This is a genomic window from Microbacterium maritypicum (assembly GCF_008868125.1).
In the GTDB taxonomy this organism is placed as follows: domain Bacteria; phylum Actinomycetota; class Actinomycetes; order Actinomycetales; family Microbacteriaceae; genus Microbacterium; species Microbacterium maritypicum.
Map to the genome: position 1 here is coordinate 70,077 of NZ_WAAQ01000002.1, position 21,449 is coordinate 91,525.

The window sequence follows — 21,449 nt, forward strand, 5'->3', positions numbered from 1 at the left end:
CGGCGGAGGACGGCGGATGCTGGAACCATGGCGGCCTTCACAGCGGACAACGCATTCAGCGGATTCAGCGTCGACGACATCGACGCGGCGGAAGAGTTCTACGGCACGGCCCTCGGGCTCGATGTCGAGCGCAACGCGATGGGCTTCCTCGATCTGCGGCTGCCGAGCGGCGGGTCGATCCTCGTCTACTCGAAGCCGAACCACACGCCGGCGAGCTTCACGATCCTGAACTTCCCGGTGGCGGATGTCGATGCCGCGGTCGACGAGCTCATCGCCCGGGGTGTGGAGACCAAGATCTACAGCGACGAGGAGTTCCCCTCCGATGAGCGCGGTATCGTCCGCGGCAACGGTCGCGGCCCGGACATCGCGTGGTTCCGCGACCCGGCCGGCAATGTGCTCGCTGTCATGCAGGCCTGATTTCTGTATCTTCTTCCACTTATGTACATAAGCGGTAGAATGACATCATGAACACGATCAGCCGCAGCGTCCCGTCGAAGGATCTTCGCGACAGCTTGGCCGACGTCCTCGGTGGAGTCGCCTATGGTTCCGAGCGTGTGGGCGTCACTCGCCACGGGAAGCTCACGGCCGTCGTGATCAGCGTGGCTGACCTGGAACTTCTCGAAGAGCTCGAGGCCGCGCGCGATGCGGCCGAGTTCGCGGCGGCCAAGGCTGCAGACGATGGACAGCGTGTGTCGCTCGATGAGCTCCTCACCGAAGTTGCGTGACCACCTATCGGGTGGAGTTCACCACAGCGGCCGCCAAAGAGCTACGCAAACTCGATGCGCAGATCCGTCGACGGGTGCTCTCCGGGATCGCCGAACTCGAGCGCGAACCCCGCCCCCATGGAGTCCGCAAACTCTCCGGCTATGACAACGCGTGGCGGGTGCGCATCGGCGACTACCGCGTTCTCTACGAAGTGATCGACGACCAGGTGCTCGTGACCGTGGTGCGGGTCGCTCACCGCCGAGACGTATACGAGATCTGAACGCCGCGCTCGGGGCGGGATCGATCTGATGCGACACCCCTTGAGCATTCGACGGCGACACCTCGGGGATCACGCTCCCCGAGGTGCGGCCGTGCGGGTCAGTCGAAGACCGCGTCGGGGTAGAGCTCCTCGGCGATCAGCCGCACCGCCGAGACGTTGCCGAGCGTGCCGGGGAACAGGTCGGTCGAGGGCACCGCGATCAGTCGCCCGTCGCGCACGGCGGGCATGTCGGGGAAGGTCGCTGCGAGGTACGAGCGGACAGCGGCCTCGTGCGCGGAGTCGGTCACCGCGAAAACGAGTGCATCGGGTGCTTCGGCGGCGAGGGATTCCGGGGTGATCTCGGCGGCGAAGAAGTCGGCGAATGCGGGGTCGTCCGGTGTGAAGACATTGTCGGCACCGGCGCGCTGCAGGATGTCGTACTCGATACCGGCGCCGATCGCGGTGAGGGTCGTCCCCTCCACGAAGATCTGCGCGACGCGCGGGCGGTCCTGCCCCTCGATCGCGGTGTCGACGGTGGCGAGCTCGGCCTGGGACGACGCGATCAGGTCGTTCGCCTCCTTCTCGACGTGGAAGATCGCGCCGAGGTTGTCGAGGTCGATGAAGAGGTCGTCGACGGTGCCCTCCATGCGGCGGTCGAAGCATCCGCCGGTCGCGGTGTACGCGGCGACACCGGCGTCTGCGAGCTGCCGGATGCTGGCGAAGCCCTGCTCGGCGGTGAACTCGTAGGTGGTGGGCGAGTAGACGAAGTCGGGTTCGACGGCGAGCAGCTCCTCACGGCTCGGCGGGGCGTCTCCGCCGATGACCGGCACATCGGCTGCCAGGCCCGCGACGTCGGCCGGCAGCTTCTGGGCCGTGGCCTGCGCTTGACCGACGAGGGAATCGGCGAGACCGAGGCGCAGCAGCAGCTCGGTCTGCGACGGGTGCAGCCCGACGACGGCGGTCGGCGTGGTCGGGATCTCGACCGTGCGGCCGCAGTTCTCGATCGTGATCGCCTCGCCGGCGGAGTCGGGTGCGGATCCGGCGGAGACGCCGCCGCCGCATCCGGTGAGGGCGATCGCGCCCAGTCCGACGGTGACGGCGGCGAGCAGACGGGTGGTTCGGGTGCGGGGTGTCATTCTTCTTCTCCTTGGTAGGGGTGTGGGTTCAGGTGTCGAGCGGATCAGCCGGCGGACTGTCGCGGATGGAACGTCATCGCCCGCGCCCCGGTGTCGACCTCGATGGCAACGCGGGCGGTGACGTGGAAGACCTCGTCGACGAGCGCGGGGGTGAGCACGGTGTCGGGCGGACCGAAGGCGACGAGCCTGCCCTCGTCGAGCACGGCGACGTCGTCGCAGAACGCCGCGGCGATGTTGAGGTCGTGCAGGGCCGCGATCACGGTCGTGCCAAGTCCGCTCACGACGCGCATCAGGTCGAGCTGGTGCGCGATGTCGAGGTGGTTGGTCGGTTCGTCCAGCACGAGGATCTCGCCGCTCTGCGCGAGCGCACGGGCGAGCATCACCCGCTGGCGCTGACCACCCGAGAGCCGTCGCACCAGGCGGTCGCCGAGGTCGTGCACGTCGGCGGTGCGCAGGGCCTCGTCGACGATGCGCTGATCCTCCGCGGTGTCCCGGCTGAAGGGCGGACGATGCGGCGAACGGCCCACGAGCACGGTCTCCCGCACGGTCAGATCGAACTCGGACGGGGAGTCCTGCAGCATGACAGACACGGTGCGCGCGAGTGTGCGCGGGGCCAGCTGCGACACGTCGGCACCGTCGATCAGCACGCGTCCGGCGTGCGGACGCTGACCCGTGAAGAGCGCGCGCAGGAGCGTGGACTTGCCGCTGCCGTTGGGGCCGAGGAGTCCCACGATGCGCCCGGTGCCGACCTCGAGGTCGACGCCGTGCAGCACGGTGCGACCGCCGCGTGCGACGCTCACGTCGTCGAACAGCACGCTCATCGGTCGAACCCCGCCCGCTCGCCGCCGCTGCGCATCAACCACAGGAAGAACGGAGCCCCGACGAACGCGGTGAGGATCCCGAGGGGGATCTCGGTCGGCATCGCGACCGTGCGGGCGAGCAGATCGGCGACCATGAGGAACAGCGCACCGCCGAGGACCGTGATCGGCAGCATCCGCCGATGATCCGAGCCGACCAGGAGCCGGGCCATGTGCGGCACGACGAGGCCGACGAAGCCGATGCCGCCGCTCACGGCGACGATCGCACCGGTCAGGAGCGAGGCGAGCACGAGCAGCAGACCGCGCAGCCTGGTCGTGCGCACGCCCACAGCCATTGCCGACTCGTCGCCGGAGAGCAGCGCGTTCATCGATCGCGAGAGCCCGAACACGGCGATGCAGGCGATCGCGAGCGCGACCGCGGGGATCAGCAGCGACGACATGTCGGCGGCCGACACGCTGCCGAGGAGGAAGAACATCACGCTGACGACGTTCTGGGCGTCGGTGGTGAGCGTGAGGTAGCTGGTCACGGCACTCAGCAGGGCGCCGAGTGCGACACCGGCGAGGATCATCCTGGTCGGCGACAGCTCTCCGCGGATGCGCGCGAGCATGGCGACGAGGATGCAGGCGACCATCGCGCCCACGAAAGCCGCCCCGCTCATCGTGAGGCCGAGGAACGTGGCCCCGCCCGAGACGATCACCAGTACAGCGCCGACACTCGCCCCGGACGAGACGCCGAGGATGTACGGCTCGGCGAGCGGGTTGCGCACGACTGCCTGCATCATCGCCCCGGCGAGAGCGAGCCCTGCGCCCGAGAGTGCGGCCAGGAGCGATCGCGGCACCCGGAACTGCCACACGGCCTGGTCCTGCAACGGCGTGAGCGTGCCATCGGACATCCAGGGCATGCCGGGGATCAGATGGCCGATCACGATCTTCGCGGCGTCGAGGGGGGAGACGGCGACGGGTCCGGTGGCAGCGGAGAGCACGAGGACGAGCACGGCGAGCACGGCGATGATCGTCACGGTGGGACCGACCGGCAGCATCCGGCGGCCTCCGCTCCGGGCCCGGCGGCGCTCGCCGCCTCGGCGCCGGGGGAAGCGGATGCGCCGTTCGCGCCGTTCGGCGAGGGTGGCGGTCGATGCGCTCATAGGGAGGCTCCCCTCGGGGCGTCGGAAGGCATGGTGGTCGTGACTTCGGCCGCGAAGTCCAGCACGGTGAGACCGAGCGCGTGCAGGGCAGCGGATTCGTTCGCGCCGTGCCCTGCTCCGGCGGCCGTCCAGAGGCGGGCCGAGCCGCCCGCCTGCTGCAGCGCCTCGACCATCCGGTGCGTGTCTCGGGCAAGCACCCGGGTGTCCTCACCGAGCACGACACCGAGGTAGGAGGGGATCGGAGTCCCGACCGGGAGTGCTTCGGCCTGAGCGAGGGGAGAGAGGGTGCGGAGGCGAGCGCGTGATCCCGGGGTGCCGTCATCGCCGAACTCGGCTCGCCAGCGCGCCCCGAGGGGATGATCGTCCAGGGCGAGCAGGTCGAGGGGAGCGGCGGTGGTCACGAAGCCCGCGCACAGCTCCGGGTGCTCGATCGCGCACCCGGCCGCGATGACCCCGCCCAGGGAGGCCCCGGCGAGGACGAGGAGATCGGGGCGGGTGATCCCGGCCGCGATGAGTCCGCGTGCGACGTCGGCGAGGTCGGCGATCGTGCGATGCTTGCGGGCGCCGCTGCCCGCTTCGCGCCAGGCCCTTCCGCGCTCGCCGCCACCGCGGAGCTGCGCGGAGGCGTAGGCGCCGCCGAAGGCGACCCATGCGGGCACGGTGGGTTCGAAGAGCGGGAGATGGGGCACGCCGAAGCCGCCGTAGCAGGTCAGGATCAGCGGCAGCGGGCCCTCTGCGCCCGGCGGAGCGGTCACGTGGACGGTCAGGGTCGCGCCGTCGTCGGCGGGCAGATCGTGGCGCACGGTGGCGCCGAGGGTCTCTGCGGGAGGGGGAGCGATCGTGGCGTTCTCCTTCGTGCGCTCGACGATCCGCGGTGGGGTGAGCGGCCCTTCGACGCCCAGGTGCAGCACACCGTCGTCGAACCCGATCGCCGTCGTCGTGAGGGTGTCGGTGCTGGCCGAGTCCGCTTCGGAGCGTTCGATCTCGACGCCGTCGACCAGGTCGACGAGCACGCTGCGCCCGTCGGCGACGGCGAGCACGACGACACGGTCCCCGTGCGCTGCGACATCGACGATCTGCGCGTCGGGATCGCTCCAGCGCCAGAGCAGGCCGTGCTTCGCGTCGCCGTCGACGCCTGCACCGTCGTTCGCCACGGCATCGAGCCCGCCGTCGTGCCACACCAGCACGCCGGCGTCGAGCGGTGCGGCGCGCAGGAGCGCGGGCCACCGTCCCAGAAGGGTCCCGGTGGCCCGGTCGGTCAGCGTCGTGCCTCGGGAGCCCGAGCTCAGGGCGCACAGTCCGCTCTTCCCGCCCGGGAACAGCCGCAGTCGCGCCTCGGACTCGAGGGGGACAGCCCGTCGCGTATCCGTCTCGAGGTCGAGGGTCACGAGCCTCCGGTCGCGGCTCGCGACGACGTCGAGGCTCCGTGAGTCCGCTGCCCACACCACGGTGTCGTAGCGCAGGCGGATGTCGGGATGCAGGCGCAGCGTGCCGGCGGCGACGTCGACGATGCCGAACACGGCGTTCTCGTCGGCGGAGGGTGCCCACTCGACGGCGACGAGTCGGCGGTCGGGGGAGGGGAAGATCCGGTGCAGGTGGCCGTCGGGCTCGATCACGGTCGTGCCGTCGACGCGGTGGATGCCGCGGCGGGAGCGGTCGTCCGCTCTGCCCAGCGTGAAGCCGCCGACCGGCAGGCCCGGACGGCCGTGGCGCTCGGCGCGCGCGAGGGCGTCGTCGAACAGGGATCGGTGCGCGCTCATCGCCCCACCAGGTCGTCGATGCGGTCGCCGCCGCCCGCCCACAGCAGGTGTCCGCCCTCGTCGAGCGGGGTGGGCAGCTCGATCGTGGAGATGCCCTCATCGTCGAGGAGGAGGATCGTGCCGTCTCCCCCGCTGGTGACCGCGATCGTTCCGGTTCTGGGATCGATCGCGAGGGTGCGGCGCTGCGCGGGGCGACCATCGACGCCGTCCCACGGCAGCTGTCCTGCGCGGGGCGGGTGCGTCATCGCCGGGATCGGAGTGATCCGCGAGACGCGCGCCTGTTCACGATCGATCACCACCACGACATCGCCGTCGGGGTGGATCACGCACACCGCCGCGATGCCCGTGGCGAGTGCGAACCGGAAGGCGAGTCCCGGTGGCAACGGCACGGAACGGGTCGCTCCCGACGCGAGGTCGATCTCGACGAAGGTGTTGGTCCACTCCGGCCACGCTCCGGGGGAGGCCGGTCCGCCGCGGACGATGCCCGTGGCTCTTCCCGTGTCACCGGCGAGGCGCAGGTAGTACGCGCGTCCGTGGACGGGCCAGGGGGCGATGCCGATGGCGCGGGGCAGCCCGGCGTCGACGACGAACCGCTCGAGGCCGCGGCTCGTCGCGATGCCGACGACACCGGAGCCCGGGTCCATCACGTCGCCGTGGCCGTCTGCGGCGAGGTCGTCGAGGAGGTGTCCGCGCAGAACCGGGGCGTGGGCTCCGACGTCGAGGGCTCTCGCCAGGGGCAGCGCCTCCACCGCGCCGGGCTCGCGATGGCGGAGCACGATCGTCGGTTCTCCAGAGGCCTGATCGGGGGCGAGCACGACTCCGGGTTCGCCCGTGCGCACCCGGAAGCGCACGGAGGAGTCGGTCGTGAGGTCGACGACCGACACCAGGTCGCTCCACGCCTCCTCGTTCATCCCCAGACCGGAGGTGACGACCACGTGGCGGCCGCTCGGATCGCAGGCGAGGTGCTCGGCGGGGATGGCGATCGGGATGCGCCGCACGGCGTCCGTGTCGCCGACGACCAGCGCGCCGCCGCGGTCGTCGGCGAAGGCCCAGCGCCCGGCTGCTCCGGTGGGCAGGCGGAGGAAGCCCGCGTGCTCGGCGAGCCAGCTGTCGGCGACCGCGACACGCCGGGAGCCGTCGTGGATCTCGTAGACGACTCCGGCCCGGTGATCAGCGGCGAGGAGGGGTGTGGAGGAGGACATGTCAGCGATCCTATTAGATATTGAGAATCATTATCATTTAGGGTCGTCAGTGTTCACAATCGTGAACCCGCCCCGCACACCGCGGGACGGACCACCTCACTGAAGGAGAACGAAATGGAAAAGCAGATCCTCGCCGAGATCGAAGAGTCCGAGCAGCTGGCGCACCTGTCGGCATCGCACTCGAACGCACTGGTCGAGAACCCCTTCGACTGATCGCGGATCCTTCCGTCGCGCTTTCGAGCGCACTCCCGTCCGGCCGGGCGTTCGCGCCCGGCCGGGCCCATCACCGAGAGAATCCATGACTTCCGAACCCCGCATCCTGCCGCTCCCCGGCTCCGGCGCCCATCTCGTCGTCGGTGCCGACGGTCGCCCCCGGATCCGCCTGCGCACCGGACGATTCGCCCTGGTCGACGCGCCGCCCGCAGAGCTGTTCGGCGCCCTCGGGAGCGACGCCGAGGGCGATGCCGCTGTCACCCTCGACCGCGTCACCCGTGAGGTGCAGGAGCGCGAGGCTGCCGACGCGCTGCGCCGATGGCCGGTGGATCGCCGTGCCGTCTGCCTCATCGGCACCGGCCCGTTCGTGGACGAGCTGGAGCGCATGCTCGCGGGCTGGGGCGCCCAGGTCACCGTCGTGGACACCGCGTCGGAACCGGTGGACGACGCCGCCCTCGTGATCGCCTACGCCGAGGGTGCGCACGATCGTCGACGATGGGCCGCCCTCGATCTTCTTCCGCAACGCGGAATCGCCTGGCTCCGCGTCCACAGGGAGGGCGAGAGCATCCTGATCGATCCGCTCGCGATCGATGCGAGCGACCCGACCTCCAGCCAGGTGGCCACACGGCGGCTGGCGGCCAGCAGTGCGCCGGCGTCGAGCGAGGCCTGGCAGCACGCGGGTCCGCCTGCCGCCGTCCCCGTCGACGACGCGACCAGGGTGCTCGCCCTCGCCCGAACGTTGCACGTGATCCTCGCCTGGGCGCAGGGCGGTGCGGAACTCGACCGCCTGCGCACGACCCTCTGGAAGCTGGTTCCGGCGACCGGCGCCGTCAGCGAGCACACGGTGCTCCCCTTCCCCGCGGCCCCGCGCCGGGTGCTCCGATGACCCCGCCGCGTGACGCCCGCCTCCACACCGTCGTCGCGGATGACGGCGCCCTGTTGCGCGGCTGGGCCTGGGAGCCCGCCGAGCCTCGGGGCGTGGTGATCATCCGCACGCCCTACGGGGCCTGGCGTCACGGCGACACCGCTCGCGCGTGGACCGGCCGGGGCTACCGCTGCGTGATCCACGACGTGCGCGGGCGACACTCATCCGACGGCGAATGGCACCCCTACCTCGCGGAACGCAGCGACGGACGCGCGGTGGTCGAGGCGGTCAGGGCCGAGAACCCCGGGCTCCCCCTCGTGCTGTCCGGCGGCTCGTACGCCGCGCACACCGCGCTCGAAGCCGCCAGGGCCGCCGACGTCGACGCGCTGGTGCTCCTGGTCCCCGCGCTCGGACTCGCCGAGACCGCCTGGGACGAGAACGGGCGCCCCCACCTGCGCCACCGGATCGGGTGGTGGCACCAGCACGGCCGGGGAGCGCGCTCCCAGCCGCCGCTGACCGATGAGGAGCTCGCGGCACGCGTCGCGTGGGCGACCGAGGTCGGCGTGCACCGGGCTGCCGAGGAGTGGGGCTGGTCGCGCGTGGCACTGTCCGGGTGGCGACGACTCTGGTCCGCCCCGGCCGTCGACCTGGACCGTGCGTACGGCGCGCTTCGTGCGCCGCTGCTGCTGATCCGCGGCGATCACGACTTCTTCTTCGCGGATGCCGGTCGGCTCGCTGCCGCCTGGCGAGGGCCCGTCCACCTGGTCGACGGTCCGTGGGGGCACCGGCTCGCGGCGGACATCGACGACGACGAGGTCCGCTCCCGGTTGCGCCGCGCAGGCGGCATCGGACGCGTGCTCGATTCCTGGCTCGCCGAGAACGGGCTGCCAGCGGAGGAGTCGGCGCCCGTGTCCGCGCCGGCATCCACCGCGCGCGAGCAGGGTCCGCCCGGGCTCCGCCGCACCCGATCCGCCTTCGAACCCGACACCGGTCGCTGGCGATACGAGAGGACAGCATGACCGCGCACGACACCCTCGACCACGCCCCCGACCGCGCGACGCTCCCGGCCGAGTCGCTGGTCGATGCGGAGACCGGCATCATCCGTTCCGTGCGGGAGGTGCCCCACCCGGTCGGCGCCCCGCACCGATACCTGGCGCTGACGGCATCCGTCGCCGACGCGCGCATGCTGGGCGAGTGGCCCGCCGACCGGGTCTCCCTCGGTACGTCGTTCGGCGACCCCGCTCAGGCACGCATCGCCGCGATCGGCGAGGGGGTGGAACGGTACTGCGGCAACTGGCTGCCCGATGTGCTCCCTCGCGACGAGCTGCGCGTCGCCACCGCGCAGGAGCTGCGCGCCGAAGGGGAGAGCGTCATCGACGAGGACGATCTCCCGCGTTTCGCCGACTGGCAGCTCACGCGCCCCGGCTTCCCCTATCAGCGGCTGCTTCCCTCGACGCCGACGCTCTGGGCGCGCTGCGAAGACCTCGACGGCGGCTCGGTGTGGATGCCGGACGCGCTCGTGCACCTGAACTGGCGGCAGTCGCGCTTCCGCTCGCTGCCGCGGACGCACCACCTGAACTATGCGGGCATCGCCACCGGGGCGGGTTTCGACGACGCCCGCGACCGCGGGGTGATCGAGGTGATCGAGCGGGATGCGCTCGAGGTGTGGTGGCACCTCGACGGGCCGACGTTCGGCATCGACCCGGCAACGGTCCCCGGTCTTCTCGACGATCTGCGAGGCAGCAGCCTGCGCGTGTGGCTGGTGGCGATGCCCTCGGAGTTCGCCCCGGCGATCGGCGCGCTCGTGCACGACGAGGAGCGCGGGCTCTACGCAGCCGGCTTCTCGGCCGCGCTCGATCCGGCACGCGCGGCGCGGAAGGCGGTGCTCGAAGCCGTGCACACCTGGATCTACACGCAGGGCTGCACGACGGCGGACGGATGGGTGTTCCGTGCGGTCGCCGAGGGGTTGATGGCGAAGGGCCTGACCCTCGACTTCCGCCCAGACGCCGGCTACACGGCCGCTGCGGGGTCGCAGTTCGAGAACGTGATCGACCTCGGAGCGCACGTGCAGGTGTGGCTCGATCCGGCCGTGCACGACCAGGCGCGTCGATTCCGTGCGCCCGCGCAGGGGGTGCATCCGCTGAGCACGATGAGCCCGGTGACGATGGACGAGGTGTACGCGCGCCTGCACGCTCGTGGACACCGCGTGCTCACGCGCGACCTCACGACCACCGATGTGCGCCGGACCGCCCTGCGCGTGGTGCGCTCGATCGTGACGGGGCTCGTGCCCAACGCTCCGGCGGCGTTCTCGTACCTCGGGATGCCGCGGTTCCGTGAGGCGGCGGAGGATCGCGGCTGGCGCGCGACGTGGACCGGGGCTCCGGAGGACTTCACGCTCCTCCCGGCCCCGCACATGTGAGGTCGGCCATGAGCCCATCGATCAGCGCACTCCCGGGTCTTCCCGCCCCGCTCGACGAGGCGCCGACGTCGCGCATGCCCGCGGGTCCGTTGCCGCCGGGGCCGCGGACGAACGCCTGGCACCGCACCGGCGCCGTGGCGGATGAACCCCACCGGGGTGTGCGGGAGCTCGTGGATGCCCTCTGGCACCCGGGGCGGTTCCATCGGAGTGCGGACGGGCTGAGCACACGCATCCGTCAGCGTCCTGTCCCGTCGGCCGGGGCGTGCTACCCGGTGCAGACGCACCTGATGGACAGGTCCGGCACGCACTGGGCGGTCGATCACGAGGAGGGCATCTTCCGCCGTCGCGACCTCGCCGCCGATCGTGCGGACGGGTGGCCATCGCCCGCCGCGGACGACGGCATCGCGCGCGTGGTGTTCACGGTGCTGCCCGGTCGGTCCTTCGGTCGCTACCGGCATCGGGCGTGGCCGCTGTGGATCGCCGATGCCGCCTACGCGGTCGCCGCCGTGCTCTTCCTGCTGGGGGTGCAGGCCGGACCGGTGGAGGTCGGCCCCTCGACCCGGCTCCGGTCTCTGCTCGGGGTGCCTCGCGCGACGGATGCCGATGCCTGGATCCGTCGCGGGCTCGCGCCGGAGATCCCGCTCGCTGCGATCGAGATCCCCCACGACCCGGCGCCGGATCCCGCGGCTCGTCGTGCTCTCGGAGCCCGGCGCTCGCCCGCGACCGCGGAGTTCGGTGCCCGGATCGGCGGCACGCCCGCTCCCGCGATCGAGCGCATCGAGAGAGCTTCCGGGCAGTCCTGGGTGCGCGGGGCGACCGAGGTCCGCTCCTGGTCGGTGCCGGTCACGGCCCCTTCGACCGTCGTCGGCGCCGCGCTCTGGAGCGCCCATCTCGACGCGGCTCGCCTCTGCTACGAGGCCGCGCTCCTCGGAGACAGGGGCACCCGCCCCGTCTCCGGCTTCTCTGCGACCGGTGACCGGTGGATCCTCCATGCGCTCGCCTTCCTCGACTCTCCCGGAGGTGCACGATGATGATCGTCCCCGAGCTGTGGCGCGAGGCGCGACGGCATCCCTGGCTCCTGACCGGGAGCATCCTGTTCCTGCTCCTCGTGTTCGCCACGCACCTCCTGCAGGCGTTCGCGCTCGCCTGGTCGCTCGCGGCTTTCGTGCGCGGCGACGCAGCGGGGGCCGTGGGAGGCATCGGCGCGATACTCGCGATCGGGCTCCTGCGGATGCTGCTGACGCTCGTGCAGGGTGATGTCGCCTCCCGCCTGGGCGGAAGGGTGAGAGAAGACCTGCGGGGCGCGGCGGTCGCGGCAGTCCTCGTACCCGAACGGCTGCACGACGCCCGCCTCCGCGACGGTTCGACCCAGCTGGCACTCGGCGACGGCATCGACGGCACCGACGCCTACGTGTCGAAGTACATCCCTGCCGTGATACAGCTCGTCGTCGGCAGCGTGGTCGCGGTGTGCCTGGTCGCGGTGCTGTCACCCCTGATCGCGCTGTGCGTCGCCGCAGGGATCCTGCTCGCGGTGCTGGGCCCTCTGCTGTGGAAGCGGATGCTCGCCCGGCGCGGATTCGAGCACTGGGACAGCTACGAGACTCTCAGCGGCGACCTGCTCGAGGCGCTCCGGGGCATGTCGACGCTGCGTGCGCTGGGCGACGTGCCGGCCACGCGTTCGCGCCTGCACACCAGGTCGGAGGCACTGCGGGCGGCCACCGAACGCGTGATGCGGTCATCGCTCGCGGAGACCGCCATCACCGACTTCGCCGTGCAGGCGGGAGTGGTGATCGCCGCCGGGCTCGCGGTCGTCTCCGTCATGACCGGGCAGCCGCCGGCCGTCGAGGTCTACGCGCTGCTGCTGCTCTCCTCGGAGGCGTTCCGTCCCGTGCGCGAGCTCTCCCGCCACTGGCACGCCGGATTCCTCGGGCTCACGGCCGTTCCGGGCCTCGCCGCGCTCGGGGCGTTCCGCCGGTCACCCGCAGCTGCGACGGAGCGCGAGACGACACCGGCGACCTCCGCCGACGTGCTCCGCGTCTCCGGGCTCTCCTACCGCTACCCCGACGCCGATCACGATGTGCTCCGCGGCGTCGAGCTTCACGCCGAGCGCGGCCAGGTGCATGCGATCGCCGGCCCGTCCGGCGCCGGCAAGTCCACCCTCTTCGACCTCGTGCTCGGCTTCCTGCCGGCCACGGCGGGCACGGTTGAGCTCGACGGGCGTGCGCTGCACCCGAGCGACGTGGCCGTGGTCTCGCAGCGGCCGGTCCTGTTCGCCGGAACCATCAGGGAGAACGTCGATCTGTTCGACGCCGGGCAGGAGGCGTTGGAACGCGCGTGCGCGGCGGCAGGGGTGCTCGATGAGATCCGAGTGATCCCGGGAGGCTTCGACGCGATGGTGGCCGAGGCGGGGACGAGCCTGTCCGGCGGGCAGCGGCAGCGCCTCGCCCTCGCCAGGGCGCTGCTCGCCCACCGCCCTGTGCTGCTCGTGGACGAGCCGACCAGCGCCCTCGACGACCGCAGTGCCCTGACCGTGGCCGAGACGCTCGAACGCGTCGCCGCAGAGAGGATCGTGCTCATGATCAGCCACCGTCCCGAGGCCCTGGCCCGGGCCGCCGACGTGCGGGTGCTCCGCGACGGAGTGCTCGTGGACGAGACCTCATGACCTCGTCGGCAGGCATCCTCGCCCGGTTGCTTCCGCCGCTGCGACCGGAATGGCGACGCATCCTCGGCAGCTATCTGATCGCCACCACGAGCCTGTGCGCCCTCGCGGCCATCGGGGTGCTCACCGCCCTCGGTGTGGGCGGGGCCGTCGTGCACGCGGAGTGGCCGCCGGTCGGCTGGTGGCTCGCGCTCGGCGCCCTCGTGCTGCTGCGCACGTTCCTCACCTGGCGCGAGATGGACGTCTCGCACGCCCTCGCCTACCGGGTGCTCGCCCGGTTGCGGATGGCGCTGTTCGACGCCTACGCACGCAGCGTTCCCGGGCGCCGACGGGAGCACTCCGGGCGTGCGGCATCCGTGGCGATGACCGACATCGAGAAGCTGGAGTTCTTCTACGCGCATACCGTCGCTCAGATCGGCGCCGCGCTCACGCTGTTCGCCGGAGCGCTGGTGTGCGCGTTCCTCGTGATGCCGATGGCGGGGGCCGTGATGCTCGGTGGAGCGGCGGCGGTCGCCCTCACTGCCGGGGCCGGAGCGGGTCCTGCGCGACGGATCGGTGCGCGCGAACAGCGGGAGCGGGAGGAGCAGTCCGAACGGCTGGTCGACGCGCTCGGTGCGCTGCGCGAGATCCTCGCCTACGGCCTGCAGGATCGGGTGGTGCGCGAGGCCGTCGCGGGAACGCGGAGGTCGGCGCGCATCAGCCGCCGGCGCGAGGCCATCGCCCACCTCGTCGACGGGATGCGCGAGCTGATCCTCACCGCCGTCGTGATCGGCGTGATCGCGGCGACCCTGGCTCTCGACGGCACGGTCGGGGGCGCACAGGCCGCGCTGCTGCCCGCCGTGATCGCACTCGCCGTGGCCGGAGTCGCCGCGGTCGCGGATGCCGCGCACACCGTGTCCGAGCTGCATCCGCTGATCGCCAGTGCCGCTCGCGTGGGTGCGGGGCTCGACCGCCCACCGGTGGTGTCGCCGGTCGATCGTCCGCTGCCGCTGCCCGACGGTCCGCTTGGCGTGCGCTTCGAGAAGGTGTCGTTCTCGTACGACGACCGCACGGAGGTGCTGCACGGCTGGTCGATCGACGTCGATCCCGGGGAGCACGTCGGGCTCGCGGGGCCGTCCGGAGCCGGCAAGAGCACGGTCATCGCGCTCGCGGCGCGGCTGTGGGATCCCGCTGCGGGCACGGTCGCGCTCGTCGATGCCGCAGGTCTCGCGTACCCCCTCGGCCGCATCCGTGACGACGATCTCCGCCGGACCGTGGCCGTGGTGGAGCAGGATGCGCGACTCTTCCACGGCACCGTGCGCGACAACCTCGTGCGCGGCGCCGACGCCCGCACCGACGAGGAGCTGCGTCGCGCGCTCACGCGGGTGGGCGCCGACGGCTGGATCACCCTCGACGACGACCTCGGCGAGCACGGGGTGCGTCTTTCCGGTGGTCAGCGTGCGCGGCTGGCGCTGGCTCGTGCGCTGTGCCGGGAGCCGAGGGTGCTCATCGTCGACGAGATCACCGCGAGCCTGGATGCCGAGTCGGAGCGCATCATCTCCGACGTGCTCGAAGACTTCGACGGGACGGTCATCGCCGCCTCCCACCGGCGGGAGACGCTGGGGAGATTCGGACGGGTGGTCGGTGTGGAGAGAGAAGGTGTGGAGCGCGAGGAGGCTGCGGCTACAGCCGGTCCACTCCGGTGACCGTGACGACGGCCTGACCTGCGTCGTCGGAGTCGGCGAGGTCGATCGTCGCGGTGATGCCCCAGTCGTGATCGCCGGCGGGGTCGTCGAAGATCTGCCGCGCGCTCCAGGAGGTGGCGCCTTCGGTGAGGATCAGCAGCTTCGAGCTGCGGGCATCGGCACCGGTGAGGATCTCGTCGTGGTCGGCGAAATACCCGTCGAGGGAATCGGACCAGGCGTCGGCGCCGAAGCCCGGATCGAGCTCGGCCAGCGCGTCCACGTCTTCCCTCGCGGCGAGCTGCACGCGGCGGAACAGCTCGTTGCGCACCAGGATGCGGAACGCGCGGATGTTGCTCGTGAGGCGCTTGGGCGCGGGCGGGACGATCGGCTCGTCGGGCGCGTGCGGATCGAAGCGCCCGTTGTCGACGCCGGCGATCAGCTCCTCCCACTCGTCGAGCAGGCTGGAGTCGACCTGTCGCACGAGCTCGCCGAGCCATTCGATCAGGTCGCGCAGATCCTCGTTCTTGAACTCCTCCGGGATGGTCTGCGAGGCCGCCCGGTACGCGTCGGAAAGGTAGCGCAGCACCACGCCCTCGGAGCGCGCGATCTTGTAGTACGCGACATATTCCCCGAACGACATGGCGCGCTCGTACATGTCGCGCACGACCGACTTGGGGTGCAGCTCGAAGTCGCGGATCCAGGGCTGCGCCGCGCTGAAGGTCTCGAAGGCCGCGGTCAGCAGCTCGTCGAGCGGTTTCGGGTAGGTGATCTGCTCGAGCAGCTCCATGCGCTCGTCGTACTCGATGCCCTCGGCCTTCATCGCCGCGACCGCTTCGCCGCGGGCCTGGAACTCCTGCTGGCTCAGCACCGCGCGCGGATCGTCGAGCGTCGACTCCACGATCGAGATCATGTCGAGCGCATACGAACCGGTACCAGTGCCGGCGGAGGGATCGGGGTCGAGCAGCTCGAAGGCGGCCAGGGCGAACGGCGACAGCGGCTGGTTGAGGGCGAAGTTCGGCTGCAGATCGACCGTGAGGCGGATGTCTCCCTCGGAGGTCTTCTCGACGATGCCCGATTCGCGGAGCGTGCGGTAGATGCCGATGGCCCTGATCGCGAGCTCGCGTTGACGCTTCCGCGGCTCGTGATTGTCGTATACCAGCGCACGCATATTCGCGAACACATCGCCGCCACGGGCGATCACGTTGAGCATCATCGCGCTGGTGATCTGCATGTGCGAGGTCAAGGTCTCCGGCACGGCGTCGATGAGCTTGCGGAAGGAGGGCTCTCCCCACGACACGAACCCGTCCGGCGCCTTCTTGCGGACGATCTTGCGCTTCTTCTTCGGGTCGTCGCCGGCCTTCTTCACGGCCGCGACGTTCTCGCTCTCGTGCTCGGGCGCCTGTGCGACCACCGTGCCGGCGGTGTCGTAGCCCGCACGTCCTGCGCGGCCGGCGATCTGATGGAACTCGCGGGCATTCAGCTGCCGCATCCTGGTGCCGTCGAACTTCGTGAGCGCGGTGAGCAGCACGGTGCGGATCGGCACGTTGATGCCCACGCCGAGGGTGTCGGTGCCGCAGATCACGCGCAGCAGTCCGCGCTGGGCGAGCTGCTCGACCAGTCGCCGGTACTTCGGCAGCATGCCGGCGTGGTGCACGCCGATCCCCGCGCGCAGGAAGCGGGAGAGGGTCTTGCCGAACGCGGTCGTGAAGCGGAACTCGGCGATCAGCGCCGCGATCTCGTCACGCTGCTCGCGGGTGGCGACCTTCGTGCTGGAGAGCGCCTGGGCCCGCTCCATCGCCGCGGCCTGAGAGAAGTGCACGACGTAGATCGGCGCCTGTCCCGTGCTCAGCAGGTCATCGATGGTCTCGTGGATCGGCGTCGTCTCATAGAAGAAGTGCAGGGGGACGGGACGCTCGACACCGGTCACGGTCGCCGTCTCGCGACCGGTGCGCCGGGTGAGGTCGGCCGCGAGCTCTGTCACGTCGCCGAGAGTCGCCGACATCAGGATGAACTGGGCCTGCGGCAGCTCGAGCAGGGGCACCTGCCATGCCCAGCCGCGGTCGGGGTCGGCGTAGAAGTGGAACTCGTCCATCACGACCTGACCGACGTCGGCATCGGTGCCCTGGCGCAGCGAGAGGTTCGCGAGGATCTCCGCCGTGCAGCAGATGATCGGGGCATCGGCGTTCACGGAGGAGTCGCCCGTGACCATGCCGACGTTCTCCGCGCCGAACACGTCGACCAGCGCGAAGAACTTCTCGCTCACGAGCGCCTTGATCGGCGCGGTGTAGTAGCTGCGGCGTCCGGCGACGAGGGCGCTGAAGTGCGCGCCGATCGCGACGAGCGACTTCCCCGTGCCGGTGGGGGTCGAGAGGATCAGGTTGTTGCTGGAGACGATCTCGATGACCGCCTCGTCCTGCGCGGGGTAGAGGCTGATGCCGGTGGACTCCGCCCATTCGACGAACGCGAGGTAGACGGCATCCGGATCCGCGGCGTCCGGAACGAGGGCGGGATCGAGCCGCGGAGTGGAAGTCATGGTCCCTCGATCATCCCATCCGCCCGCGACGGTCGCGCCCGGGGCATTCTGAGCCGGTATATTCGCGCGGCTTTCGTAGGTGGCCGCACGCTCCCCGTGGCATCATCGACGGACCACGGAGCGGTGACCGCACCGCCCAGGGGGGACGACGATGCCCGACCAGATCTTCACGTTCGCAGCACTCGCACTGTACTTCGCGGGGATGCTGCTCATCGGCTGGATCGCCTTCCGGCGAACCGGCGATCACGAGGACTACATGCTCGGCGGTCGGAACCTCCCGCCGTGGGTGGCCGCGCTCAGTGCCGGCGCCTCCGACATGTCGGGCTGGCTCGTGATGGGTCTCCCGGGGGCGATCTACGTCTCCGGTCTCATCGAGGCGTGGATCGCGATCGGCCTCACGATCGGCGCCTACCTGAACTGGCTGCTCGTCGCGCCCCGTCTTCGCGCATACACGCAGGTGTCGCGCAACTCCATCACGGTGCCGAGCTTCTTCGAGAATCGGCTCCGCGACACGACGCGACTGCTCCGCGTGGTGTCCGGCGTCGTCATCCTCGTGTTCTTCACCCTCTACATCTCCTCGGGCATGGTGGCCGGTGGCGTCTTCTTCGAGAGCTCGTTCAACGGCGACTATCTCACCGGCATGCTGCTGGTGACAGGTGTCACCCTCGCGTACACGCTCTTCGGCGGGTTCCTCGGAGCGTCGCTGACCGACGTCGTGCAGGGACTCATGATGGTGATCGCGCTGATCGTGATCCCCGTGGCGGCGATCGTCGCCATCGGTGGATTGGCCGAGACGGGCGCGCTGATCAACGAGGTCGCGCCGGACCACCTCTCGATGCTCCCAGGGACGGCCCTCACCGGCGGCACCGTCCTCGCCATCGTCTCCTCCCTCGCCTGGGGCCTCGGGTACTTCGGACAGCCGCACATCATCGTGAGGTTCATGGCTCTGCGCTCGCCGCAGGAGGCGAAGAGCGCCCGACGCATCGGCATCTCCTGGATGGTCGTCTCCCTCGGGGGCGCTGTGCTGTCGGGTCTCGTGGGCCTCGCCTACATCGCCAAGACGGGCATCGACCTCGCCAACCCCGAGACCGTCGTGCTTCTCATGTCGCAGACGCTGCTGCATCCGTTCGTCGCCGGCCTGGTGCTCGCGGCCGTGCTCGCCGCGATCATGAGCACGATCTCCAGCCAGCTGATCGTCTGCTCCTCGGCGCTCGTCGAAGACCTGTACGGCGTGTTCCGGCGCACGCCGCCCTCGCAGAAGACCCTCATGCTGATGGGGCGACTCGGGGTCCTCGGCGTCGCGATCATCGCGGCGGTGCTGGCGATCACGCCGAACGACACGATCCTCGGACTCGTGTCGTTCGCGTGGGCGGGATTCGGCGCCGCATTCGGGCCCGTCATCCTGCTCAGCCTCTACTGGCGCAAGCTCACCAACTGGGGTGCGCTGGCAGGCATGTTCGTCGGTGCCGCGACGGTGTTCATCTGGAAGGCGCTCGACACCGGGCTCTACGAACTGCTTCCCGCCTTCGTGTTCGCCCTGATCGCGGCGGTCGGTGTGAGCCTGGTCACCTACCGGCACGACGATGAGATCCAGCAGGAGTTCACCGACACCGGCGTCATGCTGGCGCTGCCCCGCCCGCAGGCCGTCGGCGACACCCCGTAGCTTCCGTGCGGGGGCGGCGGCCCGCCGAGCTACGCGGTCGCGGCGCGCAGGGCGATGCGGATCATGTCGCCGAAGGTCTGCTCGCGCTCCTGCGCGGTGGTCTCCTCGCCGGTGACGATGTGGTCGCTGACCGTGCAGATCGCGAGAGCCCGCCTGCCGTAGTACGCCGCGAGCGTGTAGAGGCCGGCGGCCTCCATCTCGACGCCCAGGATGCCGTGCTGCACGAACGGCTCCGTGAGCTCGGGGCGGGTGCTGTAGAACTGGTCGCTCGAGAACAGCTGACCCACGTGCACGGCCGATTCCAGGGGCTCGGTCTCACTCGCCTCGACCGCGGCGCGCAGCAGCGAGAAGTCGGCGACGGGTGCGAAGTCGAGGCCATGGAAGCGCACCCGGTTGATGCCGGAGTCCGTGCTGGCGCCGTTCGCGATGATGATGTCGCGGATCTTCACCTTCTCGGTCAGTGCGCCGCACGAGCCGACGCGAACGATCGTCTGCACCCCATAGGCGTCGAACAGCTCGTTCGCGTAGATCGCCATCGACGGCTGTCCCATGCCGGAGCCCTGCACCGAGACGCGGTGCCCCTCCCAGGTACCTGTGAAGCCCAGCATGCCCCGCGTCTGGGAGTACAGCTCGGCATCGTCGAGGAAGGTCTCGGCGATCCACTTCGCCCGCAGCGGGTCGCCGGGGAACAGGACGATGGGGGCGATCTGACCGGGTTCTGCGGCGATGTGGGTGCTCATGGCCTCAGCGTAGTCAGCCTCATCCCGGTGCACCCGCGAGCCCGAGCGCGGTGATGAGCTCGTAGGCGGCCGAACGGGCCTGCACGATGACGGTCCCCACCTGCACCCCCTTCGCCGACACCGACAGGAGCAGCTGGCCGTAGGGGGCGAGGATGAAGCTGAGCAGCGACAGCTGACTCTGCCCGATCGACACCGAGACCACGGCGGAAAGGCTCGGTTCCGTTCCCTGCGAGATGATCTCGGCCTCGGCCCTGGCGACGGCGAACAGCGAGCCGTTCATGGCGGCCAGGCGGTCGCCGGTCTCCCCGAGGGTGCCGACCGACGCGATGTGCAGGCCGTCGGCGGTCGAGAGGACCGCCGTCGTCAGCTCGGGGAATCGCTCCTCGAGGTGACGCAGCCGGGTGAGCGCCGCCTGGCTCACCACGCCGGACCAGAGCGCCCAGTTCGCGGCGAGGTCCGGATGCATGAGCACGGCGTCCTGCGCCGATGCCGGTTCTGTCGTCGGAGCGGGGCCATCCGCTCGAGTGGAGGCGTTCATGACTCCTCTTCCGGGAGGTCCAGTGCCGCGCAGGCCGCCCGCATGACGCTCTCGCGGTCGCGGGCGTCCGTCGCGAGAACACGCGTGGGCGGTATGCCGTATCGCTCCAGGCTCTCGGTGAGCGCGGCGCGCACGGTGTCGATCGCGTCGTCGGTGCAACGGGTCACGGCGATCGCCAGCCGATGGTGGTCGCCGGCGAAGCGCGGCAGCCAGTCGTCGGCGTCGTCGGCGATGCTCTCGCTGTCGGCGCGCAACCACAGCAGGATGCGCGTGTCGGACGAGGAGGAGCTCTGCCGTGCGTGGGCGAAGCGGTCCTGTCCGGGGAACCCGATGAGGGCCACCGAGATCTCGTCCGTGGGCTTCCAGGCTCCGTAGTCGAGTCCGACCGTGGTGGTCTTCTTTCCTGCGTCGCCGTACTCCGCGGAGCCCGCCGAGATGGGAACGTCGGTGTCCACGGGGGCGACGTCGCTCAGTGCGCGCACCGCTGTGGTCTTGCCGGCGCCGACCGGCCCGGCGAAGACGAGCCGCAAGCGCGTCGGCAGGCTCACGCGTCGCCAGCGCGCGCGCCTCGTCGGTAGATCCGACAGGGCTGCGCGCACCCACGACTCGCTCCCGGGGCTGTCGGCTCCGACGGCCCCGCCGCTCAAGCGTTCAAGGCCGCCACGTGGCGGTTCACGGCGGAGCGGAGGAGGGCGAGGTTCGTCGCCTGGCAGTCGGCTGCGAGGTAGATGAAGGTATCGCCCTCGATCATCTTGATCAGGTGCAGCTGGGTGTCGAGCGTCAGCAGCATGTCTTCGAGGGTGGCCTCGAGGCGGAGAGCGTCGATCGTCTTCCGCTTGTTCTTGACCATCTCGCTGTTGTACGCACTGGCGACGTCGAGGTCGAAGTCCGGTCGGACCGAGTGCGAAGCGAGCGGCAGGCCCGACTCGACGTCGACGACGGATGCGCCGATGAAGCCGTTGATGTCGCTCGCGATGTCGGCGATGAGTGCGTTCAGTTGATCTTGCGTAGCCATGATGATGCGTCCCCAGTTCCGCTCGCAGGTACCGGCGACCGCACCTTGCGATCGCCCCCAGTGCACATGCGAGTGGATAAAGTGTATAACGTTACCGACTGTGCGAGGCGACACG

General features: G+C 70.6%; 21 protein-coding genes. 11 read left to right on the forward strand and 10 right to left on the reverse strand.

Annotated features, from left to right (window positions below):
- Positions 1-27: 27 nt before the first annotated feature.
- From F6W70_RS11095 to F6W70_RS11105, 3 genes are read left to right on the forward strand one after another with little or no spacing between them, the layout of a single operon-like run.
- A complete protein-coding gene (locus tag F6W70_RS11095; RefSeq protein ID WP_151486745.1) occupies positions 28-417 on the forward strand; it encodes a VOC family protein in 390 nt (129 codons plus the stop codon).
- A gap of 47 nt (positions 418-464) precedes the next feature.
- Positions 465-725, forward strand: a complete 261-nt coding sequence (locus F6W70_RS11100; RefSeq protein ID WP_055869246.1) for a type II toxin-antitoxin system prevent-host-death family antitoxin — start codon at positions 465-467, stop codon at positions 723-725.
- Entirely contained in the window at positions 722-985 is a 264-nt protein-coding gene (locus tag F6W70_RS11105; protein ID WP_055869247.1) for a type II toxin-antitoxin system RelE family toxin, read from the forward strand. Before F6W70_RS11100 ends, F6W70_RS11105 begins: the two co-directional genes overlap by 4 nt.
- Before the next feature lie 98 nt (positions 986-1,083).
- Here the strand turns inward: F6W70_RS11105 and F6W70_RS11110 are convergent, their stop codons facing one another.
- Genes F6W70_RS11110 through F6W70_RS11130 form a run of 5 tightly spaced genes read right to left on the reverse strand, consistent with a single transcriptional unit; the run spans position 1,084 to position 7,025 of the window.
- Positions 1,084-2,100, reverse strand: coding sequence for an ABC transporter substrate-binding protein (locus F6W70_RS11110; RefSeq protein WP_151486746.1), 1,017 nt, complete (start codon positions 2,098-2,100; stop codon positions 1,084-1,086).
- Between the two features lie 44 nt (positions 2,101-2,144).
- Positions 2,145-2,921 (reverse strand): ABC transporter ATP-binding protein, encoded by a 777-nt coding sequence (locus F6W70_RS11115; RefSeq protein WP_151486747.1) that lies wholly within the window; start codon positions 2,919-2,921, stop codon positions 2,145-2,147.
- Positions 2,918-4,063, reverse strand: coding sequence for a FecCD family ABC transporter permease (locus F6W70_RS11120; RefSeq protein WP_318278872.1), 1,146 nt, complete (start codon positions 4,061-4,063; stop codon positions 2,918-2,920). The genes F6W70_RS11115 and F6W70_RS11120 overlap by 4 nt, the downstream gene beginning before the upstream one ends.
- Complete coding sequence (locus F6W70_RS11125) at positions 4,060-5,823, reverse strand: prolyl oligopeptidase family serine peptidase (RefSeq protein WP_151486748.1); 1,764 nt, start codon at positions 5,821-5,823, stop codon at positions 4,060-4,062. Before F6W70_RS11125 ends, F6W70_RS11120 begins: the two co-directional genes overlap by 4 nt.
- Positions 5,820-7,025, reverse strand: coding sequence for a hypothetical protein (locus F6W70_RS11130; RefSeq protein WP_151486749.1), 1,206 nt, complete (start codon positions 7,023-7,025; stop codon positions 5,820-5,822). Before F6W70_RS11130 ends, F6W70_RS11125 begins: the two co-directional genes overlap by 4 nt.
- A gap of 114 nt (positions 7,026-7,139) precedes the next feature.
- On the opposite strand from F6W70_RS11130, the gene amiA reads away from it, so the two are divergent.
- From amiA to F6W70_RS11160, 7 genes are all read left to right on the forward strand, one after another.
- Positions 7,140-7,238 carry a streptamidine family RiPP gene (gene amiA, locus F6W70_RS17975; protein WP_017831216.1) on the forward strand — a complete coding sequence of 33 codons (99 nt, stop codon included), beginning with the start codon at positions 7,140-7,142 and terminating at the stop codon, positions 7,236-7,238.
- 85 nt (positions 7,239-7,323) lie between these two features.
- Positions 7,324-8,124 carry a hypothetical protein gene (locus tag F6W70_RS11135; protein WP_151486750.1) on the forward strand — a complete coding sequence of 267 codons (801 nt, stop codon included), beginning with the start codon at positions 7,324-7,326 and terminating at the stop codon, positions 8,122-8,124.
- Entirely contained in the window at positions 8,121-9,122 is a 1,002-nt protein-coding gene (locus tag F6W70_RS11140; RefSeq protein ID WP_151486751.1) for a CocE/NonD family hydrolase, read from the forward strand. Before F6W70_RS11135 ends, F6W70_RS11140 begins: the two co-directional genes overlap by 4 nt.
- The gene (locus tag F6W70_RS11145) at positions 9,119-10,522 is read left to right on the forward strand and encodes a YcaO-like family protein (RefSeq protein ID WP_151486752.1); all 1,404 of its coding nucleotides are present in this window, start codon (positions 9,119-9,121) and stop codon (positions 10,520-10,522) included. The genes F6W70_RS11140 and F6W70_RS11145 overlap by 4 nt, the downstream gene beginning before the upstream one ends.
- A gap of 8 nt (positions 10,523-10,530) precedes the next feature.
- The gene (locus F6W70_RS11150) at positions 10,531-11,553 is read left to right on the forward strand and encodes a nitroreductase family protein (RefSeq protein ID WP_151486753.1); all 1,023 of its coding nucleotides are present in this window, start codon (positions 10,531-10,533) and stop codon (positions 11,551-11,553) included.
- On the forward strand, positions 11,550-13,184 hold the full coding sequence (locus F6W70_RS11155; RefSeq protein WP_170287902.1) for an ATP-binding cassette domain-containing protein: 1,635 nt from the start codon (positions 11,550-11,552) through the stop codon (positions 13,182-13,184). Before F6W70_RS11150 ends, F6W70_RS11155 begins: the two co-directional genes overlap by 4 nt.
- Positions 13,181-14,866, forward strand: coding sequence for an ATP-binding cassette domain-containing protein (locus tag F6W70_RS11160; protein ID WP_151486754.1), 1,686 nt, complete (start codon positions 13,181-13,183; stop codon positions 14,864-14,866). The genes F6W70_RS11155 and F6W70_RS11160 overlap by 4 nt, the downstream gene beginning before the upstream one ends.
- On the opposite strand, the gene F6W70_RS11165 is transcribed toward F6W70_RS11160, so the two are convergent.
- Positions 14,844-17,378 (reverse strand): DEAD/DEAH box helicase, encoded by a 2,535-nt coding sequence (locus F6W70_RS11165; RefSeq protein WP_151486755.1) that lies wholly within the window; start codon positions 17,376-17,378, stop codon positions 14,844-14,846. The genes F6W70_RS11160 and F6W70_RS11165 overlap by 23 nt on opposite strands.
- A 151-nt stretch (positions 17,379-17,529) precedes the next feature.
- On the opposite strand from F6W70_RS11165, the gene putP reads away from it, so the two are divergent.
- Entirely contained in the window at positions 17,530-19,041 is a 1,512-nt protein-coding gene (gene putP, locus F6W70_RS11170) for a sodium/proline symporter PutP (protein WP_151486756.1), read from the forward strand.
- Positions 19,042-19,070: 29 nt separating this feature from the next.
- Here the strand turns inward: putP and deoD are convergent, their stop codons facing one another.
- From deoD to F6W70_RS11190, 4 genes are all read right to left on the reverse strand, one after another.
- Positions 19,071-19,781 carry a purine-nucleoside phosphorylase gene (deoD, locus tag F6W70_RS11175; RefSeq protein WP_055876340.1) on the reverse strand — a complete coding sequence of 237 codons (711 nt, stop codon included), beginning with the start codon at positions 19,779-19,781 and terminating at the stop codon, positions 19,071-19,073.
- Between the two features lie 19 nt (positions 19,782-19,800).
- Positions 19,801-20,319 (reverse strand): roadblock/LC7 domain-containing protein, encoded by a 519-nt coding sequence (locus F6W70_RS11180; protein ID WP_055869262.1) that lies wholly within the window; start codon positions 20,317-20,319, stop codon positions 19,801-19,803.
- Positions 20,316-20,867 carry a hypothetical protein gene (locus F6W70_RS11185; protein WP_151486757.1) on the reverse strand — a complete coding sequence of 184 codons (552 nt, stop codon included), beginning with the start codon at positions 20,865-20,867 and terminating at the stop codon, positions 20,316-20,318. The genes F6W70_RS11180 and F6W70_RS11185 overlap by 4 nt, the downstream gene beginning before the upstream one ends.
- Positions 20,868-20,962: 95 nt before the next feature.
- Positions 20,963-21,334 carry a roadblock/LC7 domain-containing protein gene (locus F6W70_RS11190; RefSeq protein WP_151486758.1) on the reverse strand — a complete coding sequence of 124 codons (372 nt, stop codon included), beginning with the start codon at positions 21,332-21,334 and terminating at the stop codon, positions 20,963-20,965.
- Positions 21,335-21,449: the final 115 nt, after the last annotated feature.

Bases quoted from the DNA above. Each gene is read 5' to 3' on its own strand.
- F6W70_RS11095 (WP_151486745.1), top strand. From the start codon at position 28: ATGGCGGCCTTCACAGCGGACAACGCATTCAGCGGATTCAGCGTCGAC.
- F6W70_RS11100 (WP_055869246.1), top strand. From the start codon at position 465: ATGAACACGATCAGCCGCAGCGTCCCGTCGAAGGATCTTCGCGACAGC.
- F6W70_RS11110 (WP_151486746.1), bottom strand. From the start codon at position 2,100: ATGACACCCCGCACCCGAACCACCCGTCTGCTCGCCGCCGTCACCGTC.
- F6W70_RS11115 (WP_151486747.1), bottom strand. From the start codon at position 2,921: ATGAGCGTGCTGTTCGACGACGTGAGCGTCGCACGCGGCGGTCGCACC.
- F6W70_RS11120 (WP_318278872.1), bottom strand. From the start codon at position 4,063: ATGAGCGCATCGACCGCCACCCTCGCCGAACGGCGCGAACGGCGCATC.
- F6W70_RS11125 (WP_151486748.1), bottom strand. From the start codon at position 5,823: ATGAGCGCGCACCGATCCCTGTTCGACGACGCCCTCGCGCGCGCCGAG.
- F6W70_RS11130 (WP_151486749.1), bottom strand. From the start codon at position 7,025: ATGTCCTCCTCCACACCCCTCCTCGCCGCTGATCACCGGGCCGGAGTC.
- amiA (WP_017831216.1), top strand. From the start codon at position 7,140: ATGGAAAAGCAGATCCTCGCCGAGATCGAAGAGTCCGAGCAGCTGGCG.
- F6W70_RS11135 (WP_151486750.1), top strand. From the start codon at position 7,324: ATGACTTCCGAACCCCGCATCCTGCCGCTCCCCGGCTCCGGCGCCCAT.
- F6W70_RS11140 (WP_151486751.1), top strand. From the start codon at position 8,121: ATGACCCCGCCGCGTGACGCCCGCCTCCACACCGTCGTCGCGGATGAC.
- F6W70_RS11145 (WP_151486752.1), top strand. From the start codon at position 9,119: ATGACCGCGCACGACACCCTCGACCACGCCCCCGACCGCGCGACGCTC.
- F6W70_RS11150 (WP_151486753.1), top strand. From the start codon at position 10,531: ATGAGCCCATCGATCAGCGCACTCCCGGGTCTTCCCGCCCCGCTCGAC.
- F6W70_RS11155 (WP_170287902.1), top strand. From the start codon at position 11,550: ATGATGATCGTCCCCGAGCTGTGGCGCGAGGCGCGACGGCATCCCTGG.
- F6W70_RS11160 (WP_151486754.1), top strand. From the start codon at position 13,181: ATGACCTCGTCGGCAGGCATCCTCGCCCGGTTGCTTCCGCCGCTGCGA.
- F6W70_RS11165 (WP_151486755.1), bottom strand. From the start codon at position 17,378: ATGACTTCCACTCCGCGGCTCGATCCCGCCCTCGTTCCGGACGCCGCG.
- putP (WP_151486756.1), top strand. From the start codon at position 17,530: ATGCCCGACCAGATCTTCACGTTCGCAGCACTCGCACTGTACTTCGCG.
- deoD (WP_055876340.1), bottom strand. From the start codon at position 19,781: ATGAGCACCCACATCGCCGCAGAACCCGGTCAGATCGCCCCCATCGTC.
- F6W70_RS11180 (WP_055869262.1), bottom strand. From the start codon at position 20,319: ATGAACGCCTCCACTCGAGCGGATGGCCCCGCTCCGACGACAGAACCG.
- F6W70_RS11190 (WP_151486758.1), bottom strand. From the start codon at position 21,334: ATGGCTACGCAAGATCAACTGAACGCACTCATCGCCGACATCGCGAGC.